Annotated in this window: 16 protein-coding genes; 2 read left to right on the top strand and 14 right to left on the bottom strand. The window is 73.8% G+C overall.

The features are described 5' to 3' along the window. Positions 1-165 precede the first annotated feature (165 nt). Positions 166-936, bottom strand: coding sequence for an SDR family NAD(P)-dependent oxidoreductase (locus O7619_RS16220; protein ID WP_282281741.1), 771 nt, complete (start codon positions 934-936; stop codon positions 166-168). Positions 937-1,080: 144 nt separating this feature from the next. Here O7619_RS16220 and O7619_RS16215 point away from each other — a divergent pair, with 144 nt between their 5' ends. Next, a complete protein-coding gene (locus tag O7619_RS16215) occupies positions 1,081-1,872 on the top strand; it encodes a hypothetical protein (protein ID WP_282281740.1) in 792 nt (263 codons plus the stop codon). Positions 1,873-1,959: 87 nt separating this feature from the next. Beyond that, a complete protein-coding gene (locus O7619_RS16210; RefSeq protein WP_282281738.1) occupies positions 1,960-5,268 on the top strand; it encodes a BTAD domain-containing putative transcriptional regulator in 3,309 nt (1,102 codons plus the stop codon). A gap of 18 nt (positions 5,269-5,286) precedes the next feature. Here the strand turns inward: O7619_RS16210 and O7619_RS16205 are convergent, their stop codons facing one another. The 13 genes from O7619_RS16205 to O7619_RS16145 form a co-directional block, all read right to left on the bottom strand. Further along, on the bottom strand, positions 5,287-5,967 hold the full coding sequence (locus tag O7619_RS16205) for a hemerythrin domain-containing protein (RefSeq protein WP_282281736.1): 681 nt from the start codon (positions 5,965-5,967) through the stop codon (positions 5,287-5,289). Positions 5,968-6,117: 150 nt separating this feature from the next. Next, positions 6,118-8,346 (bottom strand): hypothetical protein, encoded by a 2,229-nt coding sequence (locus O7619_RS16200; RefSeq protein WP_282281735.1) that lies wholly within the window; start codon positions 8,344-8,346, stop codon positions 6,118-6,120. Between the two features lie 81 nt (positions 8,347-8,427). Then, positions 8,428-9,927 (bottom strand): phosphoesterase, encoded by a 1,500-nt coding sequence (locus O7619_RS16195; RefSeq protein WP_282281734.1) that lies wholly within the window; start codon positions 9,925-9,927, stop codon positions 8,428-8,430. 127 nt (positions 9,928-10,054) lie between these two features. Next, a complete protein-coding gene (locus O7619_RS16190) occupies positions 10,055-11,554 on the bottom strand; it encodes a family 43 glycosylhydrolase (protein WP_282281733.1) in 1,500 nt (499 codons plus the stop codon). Positions 11,555-11,601: 47 nt separating this feature from the next. Beyond that, positions 11,602-13,056: a family 43 glycosylhydrolase gene (locus O7619_RS16185; RefSeq protein WP_282281732.1), complete on the bottom strand. Its 1,455-nt coding sequence runs from the start codon at positions 13,054-13,056 to the stop codon at positions 11,602-11,604. 125 nt (positions 13,057-13,181) lie between these two features. Then, positions 13,182-13,619: a RidA family protein gene (locus tag O7619_RS16180; protein WP_282281731.1), complete on the bottom strand. Its 438-nt coding sequence runs from the start codon at positions 13,617-13,619 to the stop codon at positions 13,182-13,184. Further along, a complete protein-coding gene (locus O7619_RS16175) occupies positions 13,616-14,347 on the bottom strand; it encodes a 4-oxalocrotonate decarboxylase (protein WP_282281730.1) in 732 nt (243 codons plus the stop codon). Before O7619_RS16175 ends, O7619_RS16180 begins: the two co-directional genes overlap by 4 nt. Beyond that, positions 14,344-15,372, bottom strand: coding sequence for a 4-hydroxy-2-oxovalerate aldolase (dmpG, locus tag O7619_RS16170; RefSeq protein WP_282281729.1), 1,029 nt, complete (start codon positions 15,370-15,372; stop codon positions 14,344-14,346). The genes O7619_RS16175 and dmpG overlap by 4 nt, the downstream gene beginning before the upstream one ends. Then, positions 15,369-16,304, bottom strand: a complete 936-nt coding sequence (locus tag O7619_RS16165; protein ID WP_282281728.1) for an acetaldehyde dehydrogenase (acetylating) — start codon at positions 16,302-16,304, stop codon at positions 15,369-15,371. Before O7619_RS16165 ends, dmpG begins: the two co-directional genes overlap by 4 nt. Then, on the bottom strand, positions 16,304-17,095 hold the full coding sequence (locus O7619_RS16160; protein ID WP_282281727.1) for a fumarylacetoacetate hydrolase family protein: 792 nt from the start codon (positions 17,093-17,095) through the stop codon (positions 16,304-16,306). Before O7619_RS16160 ends, O7619_RS16165 begins: the two co-directional genes overlap by 1 nt. Further along, complete coding sequence (locus O7619_RS16155) at positions 17,092-18,603, bottom strand: 2-hydroxymuconic semialdehyde dehydrogenase (protein ID WP_282281726.1); 1,512 nt, start codon at positions 18,601-18,603, stop codon at positions 17,092-17,094. The genes O7619_RS16160 and O7619_RS16155 overlap by 4 nt, the downstream gene beginning before the upstream one ends. 15 nt (positions 18,604-18,618) lie before the next feature. After that, positions 18,619-18,885, bottom strand: coding sequence for a EutN/CcmL family microcompartment protein (locus O7619_RS16150; protein WP_282281725.1), 267 nt, complete (start codon positions 18,883-18,885; stop codon positions 18,619-18,621). Beyond that, the gene (locus O7619_RS16145) at positions 18,885-19,211 is read right to left on the bottom strand and encodes a BMC domain-containing protein (RefSeq protein ID WP_282281724.1); all 327 of its coding nucleotides are present in this window, start codon (positions 19,209-19,211) and stop codon (positions 18,885-18,887) included. The genes O7619_RS16150 and O7619_RS16145 overlap by 1 nt, the downstream gene beginning before the upstream one ends.

The following is a 19,211-nucleotide window of genomic DNA, read 5'->3' as shown; positions in this document are numbered from 1 at the left end:
ATCTGCTCGCATGGTCGCTCCTCGTCGTGATCGTGCCCGGTCGATGCCCCCGCACCGGGCACGGTGGTGTGCCGCCGTTGAGGCTCGCACGGCCACGGCGACCGCCGCGACCGAATTAGGTCGCCCGGGCTGTTCGCGTTCCGCGCCGGGGCCGCGGCCGTGTCGTCACCCGGGCAAGGCGACGCCGGTCAGCTCCGCGCACCGCGCGAGCAGCTCGTCTGCCACCGGGTCGATCCGCCCGCGCTCCGGTCGCCAGTCGCGGTCACTCACGTAGGCCCCGCTGACCAGGGCGTCGGGGCCGGTGCCCACGGCGAGGCGCGCCTGGGCCCGCGCGGCGTCGTCCGGGCTCGTCGGCGCGGCGTCGCCACCCATCCGCGTGCGCACCCAGCCGGGGTCGACCGCGTTGCTCAGGACGTCGGGCCACCGCCGGGCCACGGCGAACGCGAGCGCCAGGTCCAGCAGCTTCGACGTGCAGTACGCCTCGACCCCGTTCCACGGACGCGCGTCGTACCGCAGGTCGGTCAGGTCGGACACACCGTCGGCGGCCATCGCCGACGACACGAACACCAGCCGCCCGGGCCGCGGCAACAGGGCCGTCAGCAGGTACGGCGCGAGCACGTTCACCTGGAACGTCGACTCCAGCCGGTCCCGGGTCAACTCCCGCGCCGGGGCGTCCAGCCGGGCGATTCCCGCGTTGTGCACGACGGCGTCCAGCCGGCCGTACCCGGACAGCGACCGGGCGAGCGCGGTGGTCTCCTCGATCGAACCCAGGTCGCCGACCACGATCGCCTCCGCCGCCGGAAGCGCCGCCTTGGCGACCGCCGCCCGCTCCTCGTTCCGGGCGTGCAGCACGACCCGGTGCCCCCGGGCGACAAGGTGCGCCGCGGTCCGCCGACCGATGCCGTCCACCGAACCGGTGACCAGAATGTTGCCCATGCCGTTCCCTCCGTCGTCGCGCGGCCCACCCCGGCGCCGCGTGGAATTCGGTGGGAAGCTCTCCCGGACAGCTTGGCGGCGGCTTAACGCGCCCCCGGGCCACATGCCAAGTCGGACCCAAGTGGCGGCTGCTGTGCTGCGCCCATGAAGAAACTTCTCGCCGCCGGCCTGGCGCTCACCGTCAGCGCCGGCCTGGTCGCGGTCACCGCCGGAACCGCGCTCGCCCGCCCCTACTGCGACGTACCCAACCCACCGCCGGCCTGCGACGACAGCCCGACGGAGCCACCGCCGCCGCCGGTGGGCAGCGACAAGTACCCGATGGGCGCGCTGGAGTCGTGGGAGTACGTCGGCGGGGCGGTGCGGGTCAGCGGCTGGGCCAGCGACCCCAACGGCGGCCCGGTGCGGGTGACGGTGGGGACCGACGTGCCGCCCGCAGTGACCCGGCCGGCGGACCTGTGGCACGCGGGGCGGGGCGCCTTCGTCGGCTTCTCCTTCACGGTGCCCAGTTCGGCGGCGGCCGGCACGCACCGGTTCTGCGTCACCGCGAACAACGTGCCCGACGGCAGCCAACCGGTGCCCGAGGTCGCCCCGCTGTCCTGCCCGCAGTACACGGTCCGGCCGGTGCCGCCCGGCGACCTGACGCTGACCCCCGGGTACCACGCGGGCGAGCGCACCCTGGACGTCACCTTCACCGACAACTCGGTCCGGGAGGACAACTACCGGATCGACCTGAGCTGGTTGCAGACCACGCCGGGCGAGGACTACCCGACCACCGAGGTCGGCGCCACCTGGGCGATCGTCCCCGGCACGTCGGACACCGGCCGGCGCACCTGGCACTTCACCGGCATGCCCCAGGCCTTCGTGCACGTCGTGGTGGTCGGGCACGAGGCCGGCCTGACGTCGGACGCGCTCAGCGGAGGCGTCTCCACCCGCTGACCGGCGGCGGGCCGGAACCCGAGCGGACCGGCCGGGACCGTCGAACGTGGGATCTGCCGGGCCGGCCCGCCCCACTAGGGTCGCAGCGTGACGACGATCGGCGTGCTCGGTCCGGTGCGGGCCACCCGCGGCGGCGCCCCGGTCAACCTCGGCGCGCCCCGGCAACGGGCGGTGCTGGCCCGGCTCGTCGCCGGCGGCGGCCACGCCGTGTCGGTGGACCGGCTCGTCGAGGATCTCTGGTCGGGAGACCCACCCCCGCGCGCCCAGGCGGCCCTTCAGGTGTACGTGTCGAACCTGCGCCGGGCGCTGGAGCCGGACCGGCCGCGGCGCGCCCCGGCCCGGGTCCTCGTCACCGCCGCCCCCGGTTACGCCCTGCGGCTGCCGACCTCGGACGTGGACGCCTGGCGGTTCGAGGCGGCGCTGCGGGCGGTCCCGCCGGACGCCGAGCGGCGGTCGGAAGCCGCGATGAGTGCCCTGGACGCGGCGCTGGACTGCTGGCACGAGGGCACCCCGTACGCCGAGTTCGGCGGGGAGCCGTGGGCGGAGCGGGAGGGCGAGCGGCTGGCCCAGCTCCGGCTGAGCGCCGTCGAGCAGCGGGCGCGGCTCCTGCTCGACCTGAACCGGCCGGACGAGGTCGTGCGCGACCTCGACCCGCACGTGCGCGAGCACCCGCTGCGGGAACGCGGCGCCATGCTGCTCGCGGTCGCGCTCTACCGGCTCGGGCGGCAGGCCGACGCGCTCGACGTGCTGCGCGCCGTCCGCGCCACGCTGGCCGAGCAACTGGGCATCGACCCCAGCCGCGAGCTGCGGACCCTGGAGACGGATCTGCTGCGCCAGAGCCCGCGTCTGGAGGCCGGCGTGCCCGCGCCGGCAGCCACGATCCGGCCCCCGGCCACCACCGCGACGCAGTCGACGCACCCGGTGGGCCGCGAGGCGGAACTGGCCCGGCTCCGGGCCGCGGCCACCCGCGCCACCGGATCCGGTCTCGGCATCTGCTGGGTCGGCGCCGAGGCGGGAGCCGGCAAGTCGGCCCTGGCACAGCATCTCGCCGGGTCCCTCGCCGCCGAGGGCTGGCAGCCGCTCGTCGGGAACTGCCCGCAGATCGAGGGCGCACCGCCGGCCTGGGCCTGGCGCGAGGTGGTCACCGCCGCCCGCCGGCTCCTCCCCCTCGACGACGCCGAGGCGCACGGCCTGCGTCTGCTGCTGGACACCGACCCGCCCGGCGGCGGCCCCGGCGGGTACGACGAGTTCCACCTCCGCCTGGCGCTGGCCGCCTACCTGGCCCGGCTGGCCGCCCGGGCGCCCCTGCTGCTGGTGATCGAGGACGTCCACCGCGCCGACGGGGAGACCCTGCGGATCCTCCGGCACCTCGCCGCCGCCCTCGCCGGTGCGCCGGCGCTCGTCGTGGCGACGTACCGGCCGGACGAGGTCACCGACGACCTGGTGGGGGCGCGGGCGGCGCTGGCCGGGGTGCCCGCGGTCGACCTCGAACTCGGCGGCCTGGGCCCGGACGCCGTCGCCGAGCTGCTGCGCCGCCACGGGGTGGACAGCGCCGATCCGGAACTGCCGCACACGGTCGGGGAACGCTCGGCCGGCAATCCCCTGCTCACCATCGAGCTGGCCAAACTGGTCGCGGCCGAGGGGCCGGCGGCGGCGCTCGACGGCGTCCCCGCCGGCCTCGGTCACGTGCTGGCCCGCCGGCTGGCGCGACTGCCGGCCGGCGCCCGCACCGTGCTGCGGCACGCGGCGGTCTGCGGCACGGAGGCCGACGTCGACATCCTGCTCGCCGTCGAGGGTGGCCCGGAGGAGCCGATCCTCGACGGGCTGGAGGCCGGCGTGACCGCGGGTCTGCTCGTCGAACCCGCACCGGGGCGGGTGCGGTTCGCCCACGCGCTGATGCGCGACGCGCTCTACCACAGCGTTCCCCTGCTGCGCCGCACCCGGATCCACCGCCGCGTCCTCGCCGTGCTGCGCGAGCAGCGCGCCGACGACGTGGCGGCGCTGGGGCGGCACGCCCTCGCGGCCCTCACCCGGTCCACCGCCGCGGAGGCGGTCGTCCACCTCACCGCGGCGGCCCGCCGCGCCGGTGACCTCGGCGCGCCGCGGGAGGCCGCCGCGCTCTGGGCCGGCGCGCTGCGCGCCGTCGACCTCGCGCCGGCCACCGCCGTCCGGACCCGTCTGGACCTGCACCGTGACCTGGCCGCCGCCAGCGCGCTCGCCGGGGACGTGCTGACCGCCCGCGCCGCCCGGGCTCAGGCGCTCCGGCTGGCCGCCGACCTCGACGACCCGGCGGCCGTGCACGCCGCGCTGACCTGCATCGACGCCCCGGTCACCTGGACCATCCGGCCCGACCGGGTGGTCGACGAGCCGTTGGTGCGGCTGCTGGAGCGGGAGCTGGCCCGGGTCGGCCAGGACCGCCCGACGCTGCGCTCACAACTGCTGAGCACGCTCGCGTTCGAGATCGAGGGCGCCGACCTGGGCCGCGCCGACGAGGTCACCCGGGAGGCCCTCGCGCTGGCCCGCCGTCAGGACGACCCGGGCGTGCTGTGCCGCGCGCTCAACGCCCGCTACTTCGTCACCGTCGCGCCGGCGCACCGCGCCGAACTGCCCGCGGTGGGCCGGGAGCTGCTCGCGACGGCCGACGCGGCGGGGCTGACCGCGTACCGCTGCCAGGCCCACCACATCCTCTACCAGGCGGCGCTCGCCGACGTCGACTTCGACCGGGCCCGCCACCACGTCGACCGCGCCGTGGCGGAGGCGACCACCGGGCAGCTCGGCCTGATCCTCGCCGTCATGGGCTGGTTCACCGGCCTGCGCGCCCTGTTCCGGGGCGACCTGGACGAGGCGTCCCGACGCTACGCGGAGGTCAGCGACCGGATGAGCCGCGTCGGCGGCCCGAACGCGGCGGCGATGGGGCTGATGGGCCGCTTCACCGTGCTGAGCGTGGCCGGACGCGGACACGAGGTGGTCGACGAGCTCCGGCAGGTGCACGCGCGGGTGCCGGACGACGCCCACGACGTGCTGGCCCACGCCCTGCTCTCCGCCGGTGACCACGACGCGGCCCGGGCGGTGTGGCGGCCGGACGCGCCGGTGCGCCCGGACTACCTGTGGCTGTACTGGATGACCCTGCGCGGTCAGGTCGCGGCCCGGCTCGGCGACCGCCCGGCCGCCCGGCGCTGCTACCGGGAGCTGACGCCGTGGGCCGGGCGCTTCGCCGGGCTGGAGTGCGGGTCGATCTCGCTCGGCCCGGTGGACCAGACCCTCGCCGAACTCGCCGCCGCGCTCGGCGAACCGGCGACCGCCGCCGCGCACCGGGACGCCGGGCTGCGGCTGGCCCGCGCCGTCGACGCGGTGCCGTGGCGCGACGACTCGGCCTACGTGGCGGCGCCGGCCTGAGCCGGTCCGCCGGCCCGCTCACCCGCCGAAGACCCGCGCCTCCCGGCGACGGAAGCCCGGCCGCAACGCCGCGAGCGTCAGCCGCAGCACCGGTCCCGCCGTCCGCTTCAGCTCGGCCCACTCGTCCGGCTGCGCGTACCGCTCGATGCGGGGCAGTTCGAAACGCAACGCGCCCCCCTTGCGCACCGCCCGCTCCACCGTGTTCCAGTCCGCCACGCTGACGTACCGCCGGATCACCGGGAAGACCAGTCGTTCCTCCTCCTCGATGTGCTCGTCCAGGAGGTCACGCAGGTGGGCCAGGACCGTGGCGAGGCGACCCGCGGCGACCCGCGCCCGCTCGCCCCCCGCGCCGCCGGAGGCGAACACGGCGACCACGTCGTCCACGGCCGCGCGCGCCTCGTCCAGCACCGGATCGAGTGAGGCGTGGTCGTCGCTGAGCTCCCGCAGGTCGATCTCGTCCGCGGCGGAGCGTTCCAGCACCGGCCAGAGGACCTCGTCCTCCATCCGGTGGTGATGGTGGATGCCGTCGCAGAGCAGCCGGACGTACGTCCGCAGGGCTCCCGCCCGGCGGCGGTCGTACCCGATCTGGCCGGTGGCCACGCGGTCCGCCAGCTCGGCCAACCGTCGCGTGTCGGCCCGCATGGTGCGGTGGTTGATCCGGAAGCCGACGAGGTTCGGCCCGGTCTCGGATCCGGTCATGCTCATGTTTCTCCTCCGGCCGCCTGGGTCGGCGGCCCGCTCGGTGCGATCTCGTGCCCCGAGCCTGCGGCCCCCCGCATGGCGCCCACTTGGCGTCGACTTGGTCGCGCCCGACCTCCGTCGCCGCGCGGACGGGGGGGGGCCGGGATCTCACCCACGGCTCATCCGGTCGAGGAGGAACCGGACAGCGTCCTGGTATTCGGGTTGGGTGTGGTAGGGCCAGTGGCGTTCCACCGGGGGTGGGACGGTGTCCGCGGGCTCCACGGTGACGCTCGGCGGATCCCGCAGGCGCACGTCGACCGTGGCGGCCATCGGCGGCACGTCCCGCGCGACGTCGGGCTGGTCGAAGATCGGCGCGCCGATCGGGTCGGTGTCGCGCCAGAGATTGCGCCACCGCCAGTCGATCCGCTCCCCGAGCTCGCACAGCACCCGTTCGCCGAGGAAGGCGGGGTACAGGCGGGCGTAGACGCGATACAGGGGGCTGCCGTGCGTCAGCAGCGCGACCCGGGGTAGCGCCTCGGGCGGCAGTTGCAGGACCGTGGCGGCGGCCAGCACGGAGCCCTGGCTGTGCCCGGAGATCACCACGGGCCCCCGGGCGGCGAGCGCGCACACCCGTCGGGTCAGCTCGGGCACGGCGCGGGCGGCATAGCAGGGCGGCGCGAAGGGGTGCACCGTGCGTGGCCAGAACGTGCCCAGGTCCCACAGGACACCGACGAGCCGGCGGGTCTCCGGCGACCGGTACGCCCGGTAGCCCAGAATCAGCAGTCCGACGACGAGGAGGCTGATGATCCAGATGCCGATGTCGGTGACGTACGCGGTGAGCACGGCGAGGGCGTCATGCCGCCGGTTGAGGCGGTCGGCGAGTTGGCTGGGTCCGATCCCGACGAGGTCGAGCGCGACCGTGGCGAGACCGAGCGAGGACACCACGAAGAACGCGACGAGCGTCGGCCCGAGTTCCTCGGTGACGAAGGAACTGGCGATCGTGTCGCGGACCGTTTCCAGCCGAGGCGCCGCCGAGGCGGGCGCGTCCGGATAATCCCGCTCGACCACCTCCCGCGCGTACGCCCGTCGCCGTCGCCGGGCGGCAGGCAGGGTGACGGCGACCGCGGCGGTGACGACCAGCAACGCGGCGAGCCCGGCGAGCGCGGCCCACCAGTACGCCACCGGTGGTTCCAGCGGCCCCAGCGCAGGCGGGCTGGGGCGGATCGGATCGGGAATGCGGCCCCGGTCGAGCTGGTCCGCGGTCCGGAACACCAGCGTGGTGGTGTACGCCGACGCGACGGTCACCGACATCGCCGCCACCAGCGGTGTGCCGAGTCCACGGAGCAGGGCGCGCGCACCGTCCGGCCGGGTGCGCTGCCGGACGAGGGTCACCGCGGCGATCAGGACCAGCAGCAGCCCCTGCGCCGCGAACAGGCCGGCGACGGCCCCCTCGTATCCGGGCATCTGCCCGACCGCCACGACAGCCTCCCGCTGGGACACGGCGTATCCCAGGCTCGACACGGTGGCCACCCCGGTGAGGATCCACAGCAGGCGTCGCAACGGCCCGGCCCACCGGGTGGGGACCGTCACCAGCAGCAGCGCGGCGCAGAACGCCACGAGTCCGCCGGCGAGGCCGACAAGTCCGACGGCGAGGGCGTTCCATCGGCCGTGCGACACCGCGACGACCAGGGCCACGTCGACCGTGCCGGCGCCCAGGCCGACGTGGAGCTGCCGCAGCCACGACGTCATCCGCTCGTCGTGCCAGATGCCGGGCGCGGCGAGGCTCCCGGTCGACTCCAGGAACCGCGCGCGCGGCGGCGCCGTACCGAAGCCCTCGAAGGCGCGTGCCGATCGCGACCCGACCGCCCAGAACACCCGCAACGCCAGCAGCGGCACCAACGCCAGCACCGCCAGGCGCGGACCCATCGGCACCGCCACGAGCCACGACAGGTACGGCCGCCCGTCCCGACACTCCACGTGGGGAACGCACTGCCAGCCGGGCAGATTCATCGTGACCCCGACCAACGCCAGCGTGATCGCCACGGTCAGCGAGCCGGCGAGCAGGCGACACAGCCCGCCGAGCAGACCGAACCGGTCCGCCAGCGTGGGACGGAGCCAGACCGCGAGGTTACCCAGCATGAACGGCAACAACAGCAGCATCGACGCCGTCCGCACCGCCACCCCGGCGGTCAGGGCCCCCCACCGGTACGCCTCCACCACCACGCCGGCGGTAGCGCCGCCCGCCGAGCCCAGTCCCTCCCGGACCCGGTAGAAGCCGGCGTGCCGGTCCCCCGCCACCCGCACCACGATCGGGTGGTCGACGATCGCCTCCGCCGAGGCGCCGGACACTCCGTGAACACGCAGCTCGACCGCCTCGTCACCGCGCGCCACCACCACGATGACAGCCTCACAAAGACCTTCGCCGTCCCGCTGGCAAAATGCCGGAAACAGCGTCACGCAGTGGTCCCCGACGGGGAATCAGCGGACGTGGACGAAGACCGGGTTCGAGTAGAACCACAGGTCCTCCCACGGGCTCTCCAGCCCGTCGGCGAGCGGCTCCGCCTCGTCGGTGCTGGTGCCGCGTACCCGGGCGTACAGGTCGCCGTCCACGTCGCGCAGGGTGTGGCGGATGACGTGGTCGGCGCCCTGCCGGCGCCAGTCCCGGGGGCCGAAGCGGGCGACGACCCTGGTGGTGGGATTGGTGTCGGCGTCCGGGTCGGGGTTCGGGCCGGTGATCCGACCGACGATCAGGTCGACGCGGCGGACCTCGGGCCGGTCGCCGTTGGCGTTGCGGCCGTGCAGCGGCCGGAACCGGATCTCGATCTCGACGTCCCGGCGCTGGCGGCGGCTGACCGTGATGGTCTGCCCGGTCTCGGCCGCGCGGCCCTGGCACCGGGCGGTGACGTCGAGGCTGGTGACGAGGTCGCCGGTGGTGACCCAGATCCGCCCGTTGCGCAGGCCGTCCATGATGTCGCCGTAGTCCTGCCGGGCCAGCACGTAGGTCTTGCTGTACTCGCCGGGCCAGAAGTCGGAGCCGCCGCGGGTCCAGTGCACGTGCGAGTCGGAGGTGGCGGTGATCCACCAGCGGCGTCCCTCGCCGAGCAGGGAGTCCCACAGCCCACCGACCCGGGCGGTCATCTGGTCGTAGCCGCCGTAGGTGGGATGGTTGCCGTAGCCGCCTCGACTGCCGCCGTTGAGCGGAGCGGCCTGGTGCCCGGGGGCGCCCTCGAAGCCGACGTACACCTCCGGGGCGACGTTGTGACCGTTGCGGAACTCCCGCGGGGTGTCCTGGCCGTACACGCCGAGGCCGGTGGCCGACCGGGAGGTGTGGTGGGCGATCACCAGCGGCTTGAGCGGCATGCCGCGGGCCACCTTGAGGAACTCGATCATCTTGGCCTCGGTGTCGCGGCCCGGGTCGGCCGGGAACGGATCCCGCTTGGCGAAGCGGCTCTCCAGCTCGAAGAGCATCTTCGCCTCGTCGTCGTGGCGCGGGATCATCAGGGTGTGGTGGTCCAGCGCCGGCGCGTCGAACTCCATGCCCCAGAACTGCAACACCTCCGGCACCAGCCGGCGGGACCGCAGCAGATCGGGGTACGCCTGTTCCAGGTTGACCTTCGAGTGGGTGGGGCCGCCGTGGTCGGTGCACATCGCCCAGCTCAGCCCGAAGTTCTTCGCCATGATCGCGTTGGTGACGATCGGGTACACCGCGTCGGCGCCCTTGTGGAACGTCGGCGGGTTCGTCGAGGTGTCGAACTCGCCGCTGTACTCGGAGTGGACGTGGTGGTCACCGGCCCGCCACGCCCGCCTGTGGTGCCCGCCCCGTGCGGCCTCCGCGCTCCTGTTCTCCCGGGCCGCCGCGGGCTCGCCGCCGACGAGTGGGCCGGCGGCGGCGAGCGTCGCCCCGACGCCGGCGTACTTGACCAACTGCCGGCGGGACACCTGCGGCCGGTCGGCGTTGTCCATATCTCTGTCCGTCACGAGCACTCCTCGGTTCCGCGCGTCTCACGTTCTGCGCCGAGCCTTGAGGAGCCGTCTGAACCGCGGTTGCATGATCGGCGGGCGGCAGATGAACAGCGGACCGAGAAGCGCGGATCCGGCGCGGTCGCTACTCGAGGTGGAACGTGGCCGAGGCGCGGTCGGCGTTCGAGGTGACCGTTTCCAGGTAGAGCAGGCCGTCGCGGTGGCGGACGTACCGTCCGGGATAGTTCTGCGACTCCAGGGAGAGTCCGGCGCTGTCGGCCAGGCCGCCCCGCCGCTGGAAACTCGCGTCGCCGTCGAACAGGGTCGACCCGTCGTCGCGTTCGACGTAGAGGGCGAAGCCACGGTGGCGTAGGTAGTAGCCGGGGAAGTTGGCCGACTCCCACGACACCGTCCCGGCGCCGGCGAGACCGGGGACGATGCGGAACTGCGAGTCGGCCAGGTTCGTCACGTTCGGCTCGACCCGGGCGCGGTAGTCGTAGTGGCGGATGTAGCTGTCGGTCAGGTCGTGTGCCCGCAGCCGGACCGGCGTGACCCCGTCGGCGACCGGGATGCCGAAGTTCGGGGTGCCGTCGGCGTTCCAGTAGAGCTTCTGGATCCGGGTCCGGCGGTTCGGGTCGTTGAGCGGGTCACCGGTGATGTCCCGGTAGTTGCGGTCGTGGTAGACCAGGATGTCGCTCTGCCCGTCCTCGGACACGGTGAAGGAGTTGTGTCCGGGGCCGTACTGGCCGGTGGCCGCGTTGCTGGCGAACACCGGGGTCGGGCTCTTGCGCCAGGCGGCGGCGTCGAGCAGGTTCGCGCCGGCGGAGGCGCTCAGCATGCCGAGGCAGTAGTTGGCGTCGGTGGCGCTGGCCGAGTAGGTGAGGAACACCCGGCCGTCGTGCTGGATCACCGTCGGGCCCTCGGCCACCCGGTAACCACGGGTCTCCCAGTCGTACGTCGGCACCACCAGCCGGGTGACCGGGCCGGTGATCTGCCACGGGTTGGCGCCCATCCGGGCGAGGTAGACGTTGGAGTTGGTGGCGATGCCGGGCTCCTGCTGCGCCCAGGTCAGGTAGCGCACGCCGCCGACGGCGAACGTGGAGGCGTCCAGGCTGAACGTGTCCCACGGCGTGGTGATCCGGCCGCGTTCGGTCCACCCGCCGGACATCGGGTTCGCGCCCGCGTTCTCCAGCACGTACATCCGGATCCGCCACACGTCGTCGGTCCGTCCGGCGGCGAAGTACACGTACCACTTGTTGTTGATGAAGTGGATCTCCGGGGCCCAGATGTGGGCGCCCATCTCCCCGCTGGTGTGGCGTTGCCAGATCGTCGTCTCGGCGGCGGTGGACAGCCCCTGCAGGGTGGTGGCCCGCCGGAGCACGATCCGGTCGTACTGCGGCACCGTCGCGGTCATGTAGTAGTAGCCGTCGGTGTGCCGGACGATGTGCGGATCGGCCCGCTGGTTGACCACCGGGTTGGTGTGATTCACCGCGGGCGCGGCCTGCGCGGGCCCGCCCACCGGCAGACCGGCGGACACGGCGAGCACGGCGAGCGCCGCCGCCAGGATCGGCCGCGGGCGCCGCCGGGCCGGGGCCCCGGCGGGCACCGGGCGGTGAGCCGTACGGAGAAGGTGTCGAAGCGGCATGCGCCCTCCCGGGTCGACGTGATCGTGGGGCGGTGACGGTGGGTGGGTCAGGAGACGTAGGGCCAGGCGGCGGCGTCGTAGCCGATGTGGTTGATGCCGAGCAGCGATGTGCCGTTGTCGGCGTAGTAGTGGTAGAAGAGGAGGTCGCCGTCGGTGTCGGCGAGGACCGCCTGGTGGCCGGGTCCGTGCACGCTGCCGTGCGAGGCCAGGATCTCGGTGCCGCCGCCGGAGAGCATGTCCCGGCCGGCGCGGTCGACGAACGGCCCGGTCGGGTTCGCCGACCGACCGACCATCACCCGATAGGTGCTGGCGGCGCCCTGACAGCAGCGGTCGAACGAGACGTACAGGTAGTACCACGAGCCGCGCTTGACCAGGACGGGCGCCTCGATGCCCGGACTGTAGGTGGCGAGGCTGTGCATCGCGCCGCCGAGCCGGCGTCCGGTGCCCGGATCGATCTCGATCATCTTGATGCCGGACCAGAACGAGCCGAAGGTCAGCCACCAGCGGCCCTGGTCGTCCACGAACAGATTCGGGTCGATGGCGTTGAAGGTGTCCGAGGCCCGCGACTCGATGACCAGCCCCTCGTTGGTCCAGCTCCCCGAGGCCCCGGTGGCGCTGGTGGCCAGGAAGATCGCCGAGCGGTTCGAACCGAAGGTCGACGCCGAGTAATACAGGTAGTAGCGCCCGTTGCGGTAGGACAGATCCGGAGCCCACAGGTTGCGCGCGCCGCCGGTGTACGTGGCGGTCCACGGCGCGCCACCGGGGAAGACGGTGCCCGCGTTGCGGTAGGCGACCCGATCGGTGGAAGTCTTCAAGGCGATGTTGTCACCGGTGTGCGCGACGAGGTAGGTGCCGTCGGGTCGTTTCACCACCGTCGGGTCGTGGACGCCGATGTCCCCGGAAACCGTCATGGGCCGCGGGTAGGCCGGCACCGGGGTACTCGGCGTCCCGCCGCCGAGGCGGATGAGCTGCCACTGCTGATTGGCGCCGTCGAGATCGGAGTAACTGGCCAACCGTCCACCGTCGGCCGTCGACCACTCCCACACGTCGATGACCTTGTTCCACTGCCGGTTCACGAACCGCACGAACCCACCGGCGGAATCCTGCAACCGGAACTGCTGCGTCGCCGACGACCGGTCGGTGCTCTGCACCAGAGTGATGCCGTCGCCGCCGCCGGGCAACTCCAACACCTTCCCGCTGTGCCGCGACCGCACCTTGTAGAACCCGCCACCGGCGTCGACGAACTGCCACTGCTGCACCGCGAGGTCGTTACGCGTCCACTGCTTGACCGGCGCGTTCTCCGCCGTCGACCAGTCGTAGAGATCCATCGCCTTACCACTGTGCCGATTCACGAACACGTACGACGCCGACGTGTCCACGGTCGCCGCCGAGGCGGCCGGCACCCCGTACGCCACCCCCGCGCCCAGCAGCAGGCCCAGGGCACCCAGCACCGCCACGACCCGCCGACCCCGCGACCGCGACGCCCGATCCGCTCCTGCCATGGAAACCTCCTGCGACCTCGCCAGCGCGCGTGGCCGAACAGCCTTCGGCGGTGGTTACACGCCGGTTAACGAATGTTCACGTTAACATCGAAGTCTGTCAAGATGTGAGCGCGCGGCCCGCGCGGTCAGCGGGTCGCGCGGCGGCGCGCCACCGCCTGGATCTCGATGAGCAGGTGCGGATGCGGCAACTGGTGCACCGCGACCGTGGTGCGGGTCGGGCCGGTCTCGTCGAAGTACTCGGCGTAGACCTCGTTGTAGCCGCCGAAGTCGTTCATGTCGACCAGATACGTGGTGACCTGGAGCAGGTCGCCCAGGTCGGCGTCGACGGAGCGCAGGATGTCGCGGATGGTGTCGAGGACGGCGCGGGTCTGCGCGCGGATGTCGAGGTCGGTGACGCCCATCGGGTCCACCCGGGCGCCGGCGATGCTGTTGTCCGGCCGGCGGCTGGACGTGCCCGAGACGAAGATCAGGTCGCCGTCGACCCGGACGTGCGGGAACCGGCCACGCGGCGTGGCCAGGCCGGGCACCACCCCGCCCGCGTCCGCCCCGCTCCGCCCGGTCACGGGCCGACCCGCAGGGACGCCGTGCCGAGCCTCTCGACGGTGACCCGGACGTGCGCGCCGCCGCGCAGCGGGACGGCGGCGGTGGCCGCGCCGGCGAGCAGGACCGCGCCGTCGGCCAGCTCCACGCCGTACGCGCCGGCGAGCCGGACCGCGTCGGGCAGCGCCCGCCGGGGATCGCCGAGGATGGCCGCCGTCGACCCGACCTGGACGGCGCGTCCGTCGACCTCCAGCAGCACGCCGAGGTTGTCGATCCCGGCCGGCACCGGCTGCCAGGCGCCGAGCACGAACCCGCTCGCCGAGGTGTTGTCGGCGACGACCTCGGGCAGGGTGAAGCGGAAGTCGACGTACCGGGAGTCGATGACCTCGATCGCCGGCGCGACCGCCGTGATCGCGCCGCCCTCGACGAGGAAGGCGACCTCCGGTTCCGCCTTCGGGTGGATGTGGTCGGCGAACCGGAGCGTGCCGCCGTCGGGAATCCGCATGGCGTCGGTGAGGCGACCCCAGATGACCTCGTCGACGCCCATCTGCGCCATCTTGGCCCGGCTGGTCAGGCCCAGCTTCAGCCCGACCGGGCGTTCGCCACGGGCCACCCGGTGCGCGACGACGGCCTCCTGCACCCGGTAGGCGGTGGGCACGTCCAGGCCGACGTCGGCACCGAGCTGCGGCACCGCGACCCGGCTGGTCGCCGCCGCGTCGAGACGCGCGGCGAGCTGGTCGACGGTGGTCATCGGTCCCCTCCGGTCGGGGCGGTGGCGGTGGCCAGGTCGAGGGCGACGTCGACGATCATGTCCTCCTGCCCGCCGACCATGCGGCGGCGGCCGAGTTCGACAAGGATCGAGCGGACGTCCACGCCGTAGCGCTCCGACGCCGATTCGGCGTGCCGCAGGAAGCTGGAGTAGACCCCCGCGTAGCCGAGCGTCAGCGTCTCCCGGTCCACCCGGACCGGCCGGTCCTGCAACGGCCGCACCAGGTCGTCGGCGGCGTCCATCAACGCGAACACGTCGCAGCCGTGCTCCCAGCCGTGCAGCTCGGCGACGGCGACGAACACCTCCAGGGGCGCGTTCCCGGCGCCCGCGCCGTGCCCGGCCAGGCTGGCGTCGACCCGGACGGTGCCGTGTTCGACCGCCGCCACGCTGTTCGCCACGCCGAGGGACAGGTTGTGGTGGGCGTGGATGCCGATCTGGGTGGCCGGGTCGAGGACCTGCCGGTAGGCGTCGACCCGCTCGGCGACGTCCCGGGTCAGCAGCCGGCCGCCGGAGTCGGTGACGTAGACGCAGTGCGCGCCGTAGGACTCCATCAGCTTCGCCTGCTCGGCCAGGGCCGTCGGCTCGTTCATGTGCGACATCATCAGGAACCCGGACACGTCCATGCCGTTGTCGCGCGCCCACCCGATGTGCTGGGCGGAGATGTCCGCCTCGGTGCAGTGCGTGGCGATCCGCACGCTCGTCACGCCGAGGTCGCGGGCGGCCCGCAGATCGGCGATGGTGCCGATGCCGGGCAGCAGGAGCGTGGTCAGCCGGGCGGTGGTGACCGCCTCCGCCGCCGCCGCGATCCAGTCCGCGTCGGAGGCGGCCCCGTGCCCGTAGTTCACGCTCGAACCGGCCAGCCCGTCGCCGTGCGCGACCTCGATCGCCGCGACGCCGGCCGCGTCGAGCGCGGCGGTGATCGACCGGACCTGGTCCACGGTGAACCGGTGCCGTACCGCGTGCATGCCGTCCCGCAGCGTCACGTCCTGGATGTACAGCCCGGTCATGCCGGTACCTCCCGCTCGGCGCGTCGTGCGACCATCCGCTCCGCCGTCCGCAGCGCGGCCGACGTCATGATGTCGAGATTGCCGGCGTACGCCGGCAGGTAGTGCCCGGCCCCGGACACCTCCAGGAACACCGACACCTGCACCCCGGTGAACCGGCCGCCGAGCGCCGGCACGTGGGTGTCCACGGGGTCGAACTGCACCTGCTGCTTGAGCCGGTAGCCGGGCACGTACCCGGCGACGTCGGCGACCATCGCCTCGACCGACGCCGCGACGGCCGCCCGGTCGACGTCCGGGTCGGGGCACAGGCAGTAGACGGTGTCCCGCATCAGCAACGGCGGTTCCGCCGGGTTCAGCACGATGATCGCCTTGCCGGCGCAGGCGCCGCCGACGACCTCGATCGCCCGCGCCGTGGTCTCGGTGAACTCGTCGATGTTCGCCCGGGTGCCCGGGCCCGCCGAGCGCGACGCGATCGACGCGACGATCTCCGCGTACCGCACGGGTGTCACCCGGCCGACGGCGGCGACGACGGGTACGGTCGCCTGGCCGCCGCAGGTCACCATGTTCACGTTCGGCTCGTCCAGGTGTTCGTCCAGGTTGACCGGCGGCACCACGTACGGGCCGACCGCGGCCGGGGTCAGGTCCACCACCAGCCGACCGTGCTCGCGCAGCAGCGCGGCGTGCCGGCGGTGCGCCCCCGCCGACGTCGCGTCGAACACCACCGCCACGTCGGCGAACTCCGGCATCGCCAGCAGCCCGTCGATCCCGTCGGCGGTGGTGGCCACGCCGAGCCGACGCGCCCGCGCGAGGCCGTCGGAGGCGGGGTCGACGCCGACCATCGCCACCATCCGCAGCGACTCCGACAACCGCAACACCTTGATCATCAGATCGGTGCCGATGTTCCCCGACCCGATCACCGCCACACCCGTGCTCACTACCGCACCCCCTCGCTGAAACAGACCCGGACCGAACCCAGACCGGAGATACGTGCCTCGTACGCCGCGCCGGCGGTGACCGGCACCATCGGGCCGAGCGCCCCGGACAGCACCACGTCACCGGCGACAAGCGGACTGCCCGCGGCGGCCAGCTTCCGGGCCAGCCACACGACCGCGTGCACGGGATGGCCGAGACAGGCCGCGCCGGCGCCGACCGACACCGGCTCCCCCGCGTGTTCGAGCACCATTCCGGCCAGCCGGAGGTCGACCTGCGACAGCGTGCGCGGCCGGTCGCCGAGGACGAACAGGCCCGAGGAGGCGTTGTCGGCGACCGTGTCCACGATGGAGATGTCCCAGCCCGCGATCCGGGAGTCCACGACCTCGATCGCCGGCAGGACGTGGTCGGTCGCCCGGATCACGTCGGCGGTGGTCGGCTGCGCGGACGGCAGGTCCGCGCCGAGCACGAACGCGACCTCGGCCTCCACCCGGGGCTGCACCAGCCGGCCGAGGTCGATCTCGTCGCCGTCGGGGACCGCCATGTCCGCGAACAGCACCCCGAAGTCCGGCTGGTGGACGCCGAACGCCTCCTGCACCGCCCGCGACGTCAGGCCGATCTTCGCGCCGACCCGCCGCCGGCCGGCCGCCTCCCACTCGGCGACCTGCGCCCGCTGCACCTGGTACGCCGCGTCGACGTCCCCGACCGGCAGCAGGTCGCCGCGCAGCGGCGCGACGGGCTGCCCGGTCTCGTGGGCGGCGCGGAGCAGCGCCGCGGCCCGGTCGACGTCGCTCATGACAGGTCCACGCAGACGTTCGTCAGTTCGGAGTAGAAGTTCAGCGAGTGGACGCCGCCCTCCCGGCCGACCCCGGACGCCTTCACCCCGCCGAACGGGGTGCGCAGGTCCCGCAGGAACCACGTGTTCACCCACACGATCCCGGCGTCCAGCCGGGCGCCGGCCCGGTGCGCCCGGCCGACGTCCCGGGTCCACACGGTGCCGGCCAGCCCGTACTCGCTGTCGTTGGCCAGGGCGAACGCCTCGTCCTCGTCGTCGAACGGCGTCACGTGGCAGACCGGGCCGAAGACCTCCTCCCGGTTGATCCGGGCGGTGGGGGCCAGGCCGGTCAGCACCGTCGGCCGGACGTAGGCGCCGCCGTCGCGGGCGTCGTCGAAGCGGGGTACGCCGCCACCGGCGAGCACCGTCGCGCCGTCGGCGCGGGCCAGGTCGTAGTAGCCGAGCACCTTCTCCCGGTGCCGGTGCGAGATCAGCGGCATGTTCACCGTGGCCTCGTCGGCGGGCCAGCCGAACGTCAACTCGTCGGCCCGCTTCGCCAACCGGGCGGTGAACTCGTCGAACACCTGCCGCTGCACGAACAGCCGCTCGGTGCACAGGCAGACCTGACCGCCGTTGGTGAACGACGACCGCACCGAGCCCTCGACCGCGGCGTCGAGATCCGCGTCCGCGAAGACCAGACCGGCGTTCTTGCCCCCCAGCTCGAACGACACGGCCTTCACCCCGTCGGCCGCCGCCCGCATGATCGCCCCGCCGGTGGCCGACTCGCCGGTGAACGTGACCGCGTCCACCCCCGGGTGCCGGGTCAGGAACTCCCCGGCCGAGCCCGGCCCGAACCCGTGCACCACGTTGAAGACACCGTCGGGCACCCCCGCCGCCGCCATCACCTCGGCCAGCAGCGTGGCCGACGACGGCGTCTCCTCCGACGGCTTCACCACCACCGCGTTGCCGCAGGCGAGCGCCGGCGCGACCTTCCACGTCAGCAGCAGCAGCGGCAGGTTCCACGGCACGATCACCGCGACCACCCCGACCGGCTTGCGCACCGCGTAGTTCAGCGCCCGCCCGCCGGTCGGCGTGGCGGTGGTGAACGACTCCGTCGGCGCGGTCGCCACGATCTCGGCGAAGGCCCGGAAGTTGGCCGCGCCCCGCGGGATGTCGAGGGTCCGGGCCTGCGAGATCGACTTGCCGGTGTCACCGACCTCGGCCGCCACCAGGTCCTCGAACCGGCGCTCCAGCTCGTCGGCGACCCGGTACAGCACCGCGGCGCGTTCCCGCTCCCCCATCCGGCCCCACGGCCCGCGCACCGCCGACCGCGCCGCGGCCACCGCCGCGTCCACGGTGGACTCGTCGGCCTCGGCGACGTGGCGGATGGTCTCGCCGGTGACCGGCGAGACCTTGGGGAAGCGCGCGCCGGACGTGTCGAACTCGCCGTCGACGAAGTTCGGCAGCACGGTCGGCTCGCCGGCCGGCCGGCCGGCGAGCAGGCTCGGGGACCAGAGCCCGTCGGTCATCAGGTGCACCTCTCGTCAGGCGGTGGTGGGCGCGGAGTCGGTGGCGTCCGGGTCGGCGACCAGGGCGACGACCGCGGCGTCGACAGTGGTCTCGCCGGCCACCGCGGCGGCTGCCTCGTCGGTGACGACCAGGACCGTGGTGCCGACGCCGACGTTCAGCGGATCGACGGCGACCAGGTCGGGGCCGTCGGGCCGGACCCGGACCAGGACCAGCCGCCGGCCCTGGAGCGGGGCCAGGATGCGGTCCGCCCACACCTTGCCGACGACCTCGCCGAGCACCATCAGCCTTCTCCGCGCAGGGCGGCCATGACCTCGCGGATCCGGGCGGTCTCCGGACCGTCGAGCAGCGCCCCGGTGGTCGGGTGCGGCTTGGGATAGACCTGCGAGCTGCGCAGCTCTCCGTGGGCCTTGACGGCGGCCTCGCCGGCCGAGACGGCCTGCCGGACGGCGGCGAGGGTGCCGCGTACGGCGACGGCGAGGTAGCCGCTGGTGACCCGTTCGACGCCGACGCACCTGACGTCGGCGGTTTTGATCATGGCTTCGATGCCCGCCGAGAGGGCCACGATGCCGCGGGTCTCGATGATTCCGATAGCGATGTCGGACGACAT

Source organism: Micromonospora sp. WMMD998, from assembly GCF_029581235.1.
Classification (GTDB): Bacteria; Actinomycetota; Actinomycetes; order Mycobacteriales; family Micromonosporaceae; genus Micromonospora.
Note: the sequence above shows the minus strand (reverse complement) of the source record. Positions and strands in the feature narration are given on the sequence as shown.

Excerpts from the sequence above, each read along its gene's own strand:
- O7619_RS16220 (WP_282281741.1), bottom strand. The coding sequence starts at position 936 with ATGGGCAACATTCTGGTCACCGGTTCGGTGGACGGCATCGGTCGGCGG.
- O7619_RS16215 (WP_282281740.1), top strand. The coding sequence starts at position 1,081 with ATGAAGAAACTTCTCGCCGCCGGCCTGGCGCTCACCGTCAGCGCCGGC.
- O7619_RS16205 (WP_282281736.1), bottom strand. The coding sequence starts at position 5,967 with ATGACCGGATCCGAGACCGGGCCGAACCTCGTCGGCTTCCGGATCAAC.
- O7619_RS16190 (WP_282281733.1), bottom strand. The coding sequence starts at position 11,554 with ATGCCGCTTCGACACCTTCTCCGTACGGCTCACCGCCCGGTGCCCGCC.
- O7619_RS16185 (WP_282281732.1), bottom strand. The coding sequence starts at position 13,056 with ATGGCAGGAGCGGATCGGGCGTCGCGGTCGCGGGGTCGGCGGGTCGTG.
- O7619_RS16175 (WP_282281730.1), bottom strand. The coding sequence starts at position 14,347 with ATGACCACCGTCGACCAGCTCGCCGCGCGTCTCGACGCGGCGGCGACC.
- dmpG (WP_282281729.1), bottom strand. The coding sequence starts at position 15,372 with ATGACCGGGCTGTACATCCAGGACGTGACGCTGCGGGACGGCATGCAC.
- O7619_RS16160 (WP_282281727.1), bottom strand. The coding sequence starts at position 17,095 with ATGAGCGACGTCGACCGGGCCGCGGCGCTGCTCCGCGCCGCCCACGAG.
- O7619_RS16155 (WP_282281726.1), bottom strand. The coding sequence starts at position 18,603 with ATGACCGACGGGCTCTGGTCCCCGAGCCTGCTCGCCGGCCGGCCGGCC.
- O7619_RS16150 (WP_282281725.1), bottom strand. The coding sequence starts at position 18,885 with ATGGTGCTCGGCGAGGTCGTCGGCAAGGTGTGGGCGGACCGCATCCTG.
- O7619_RS16145 (WP_282281724.1), bottom strand. The coding sequence starts at position 19,211 with ATGTCGTCCGACATCGCTATCGGAATCATCGAGACCCGCGGCATCGTG.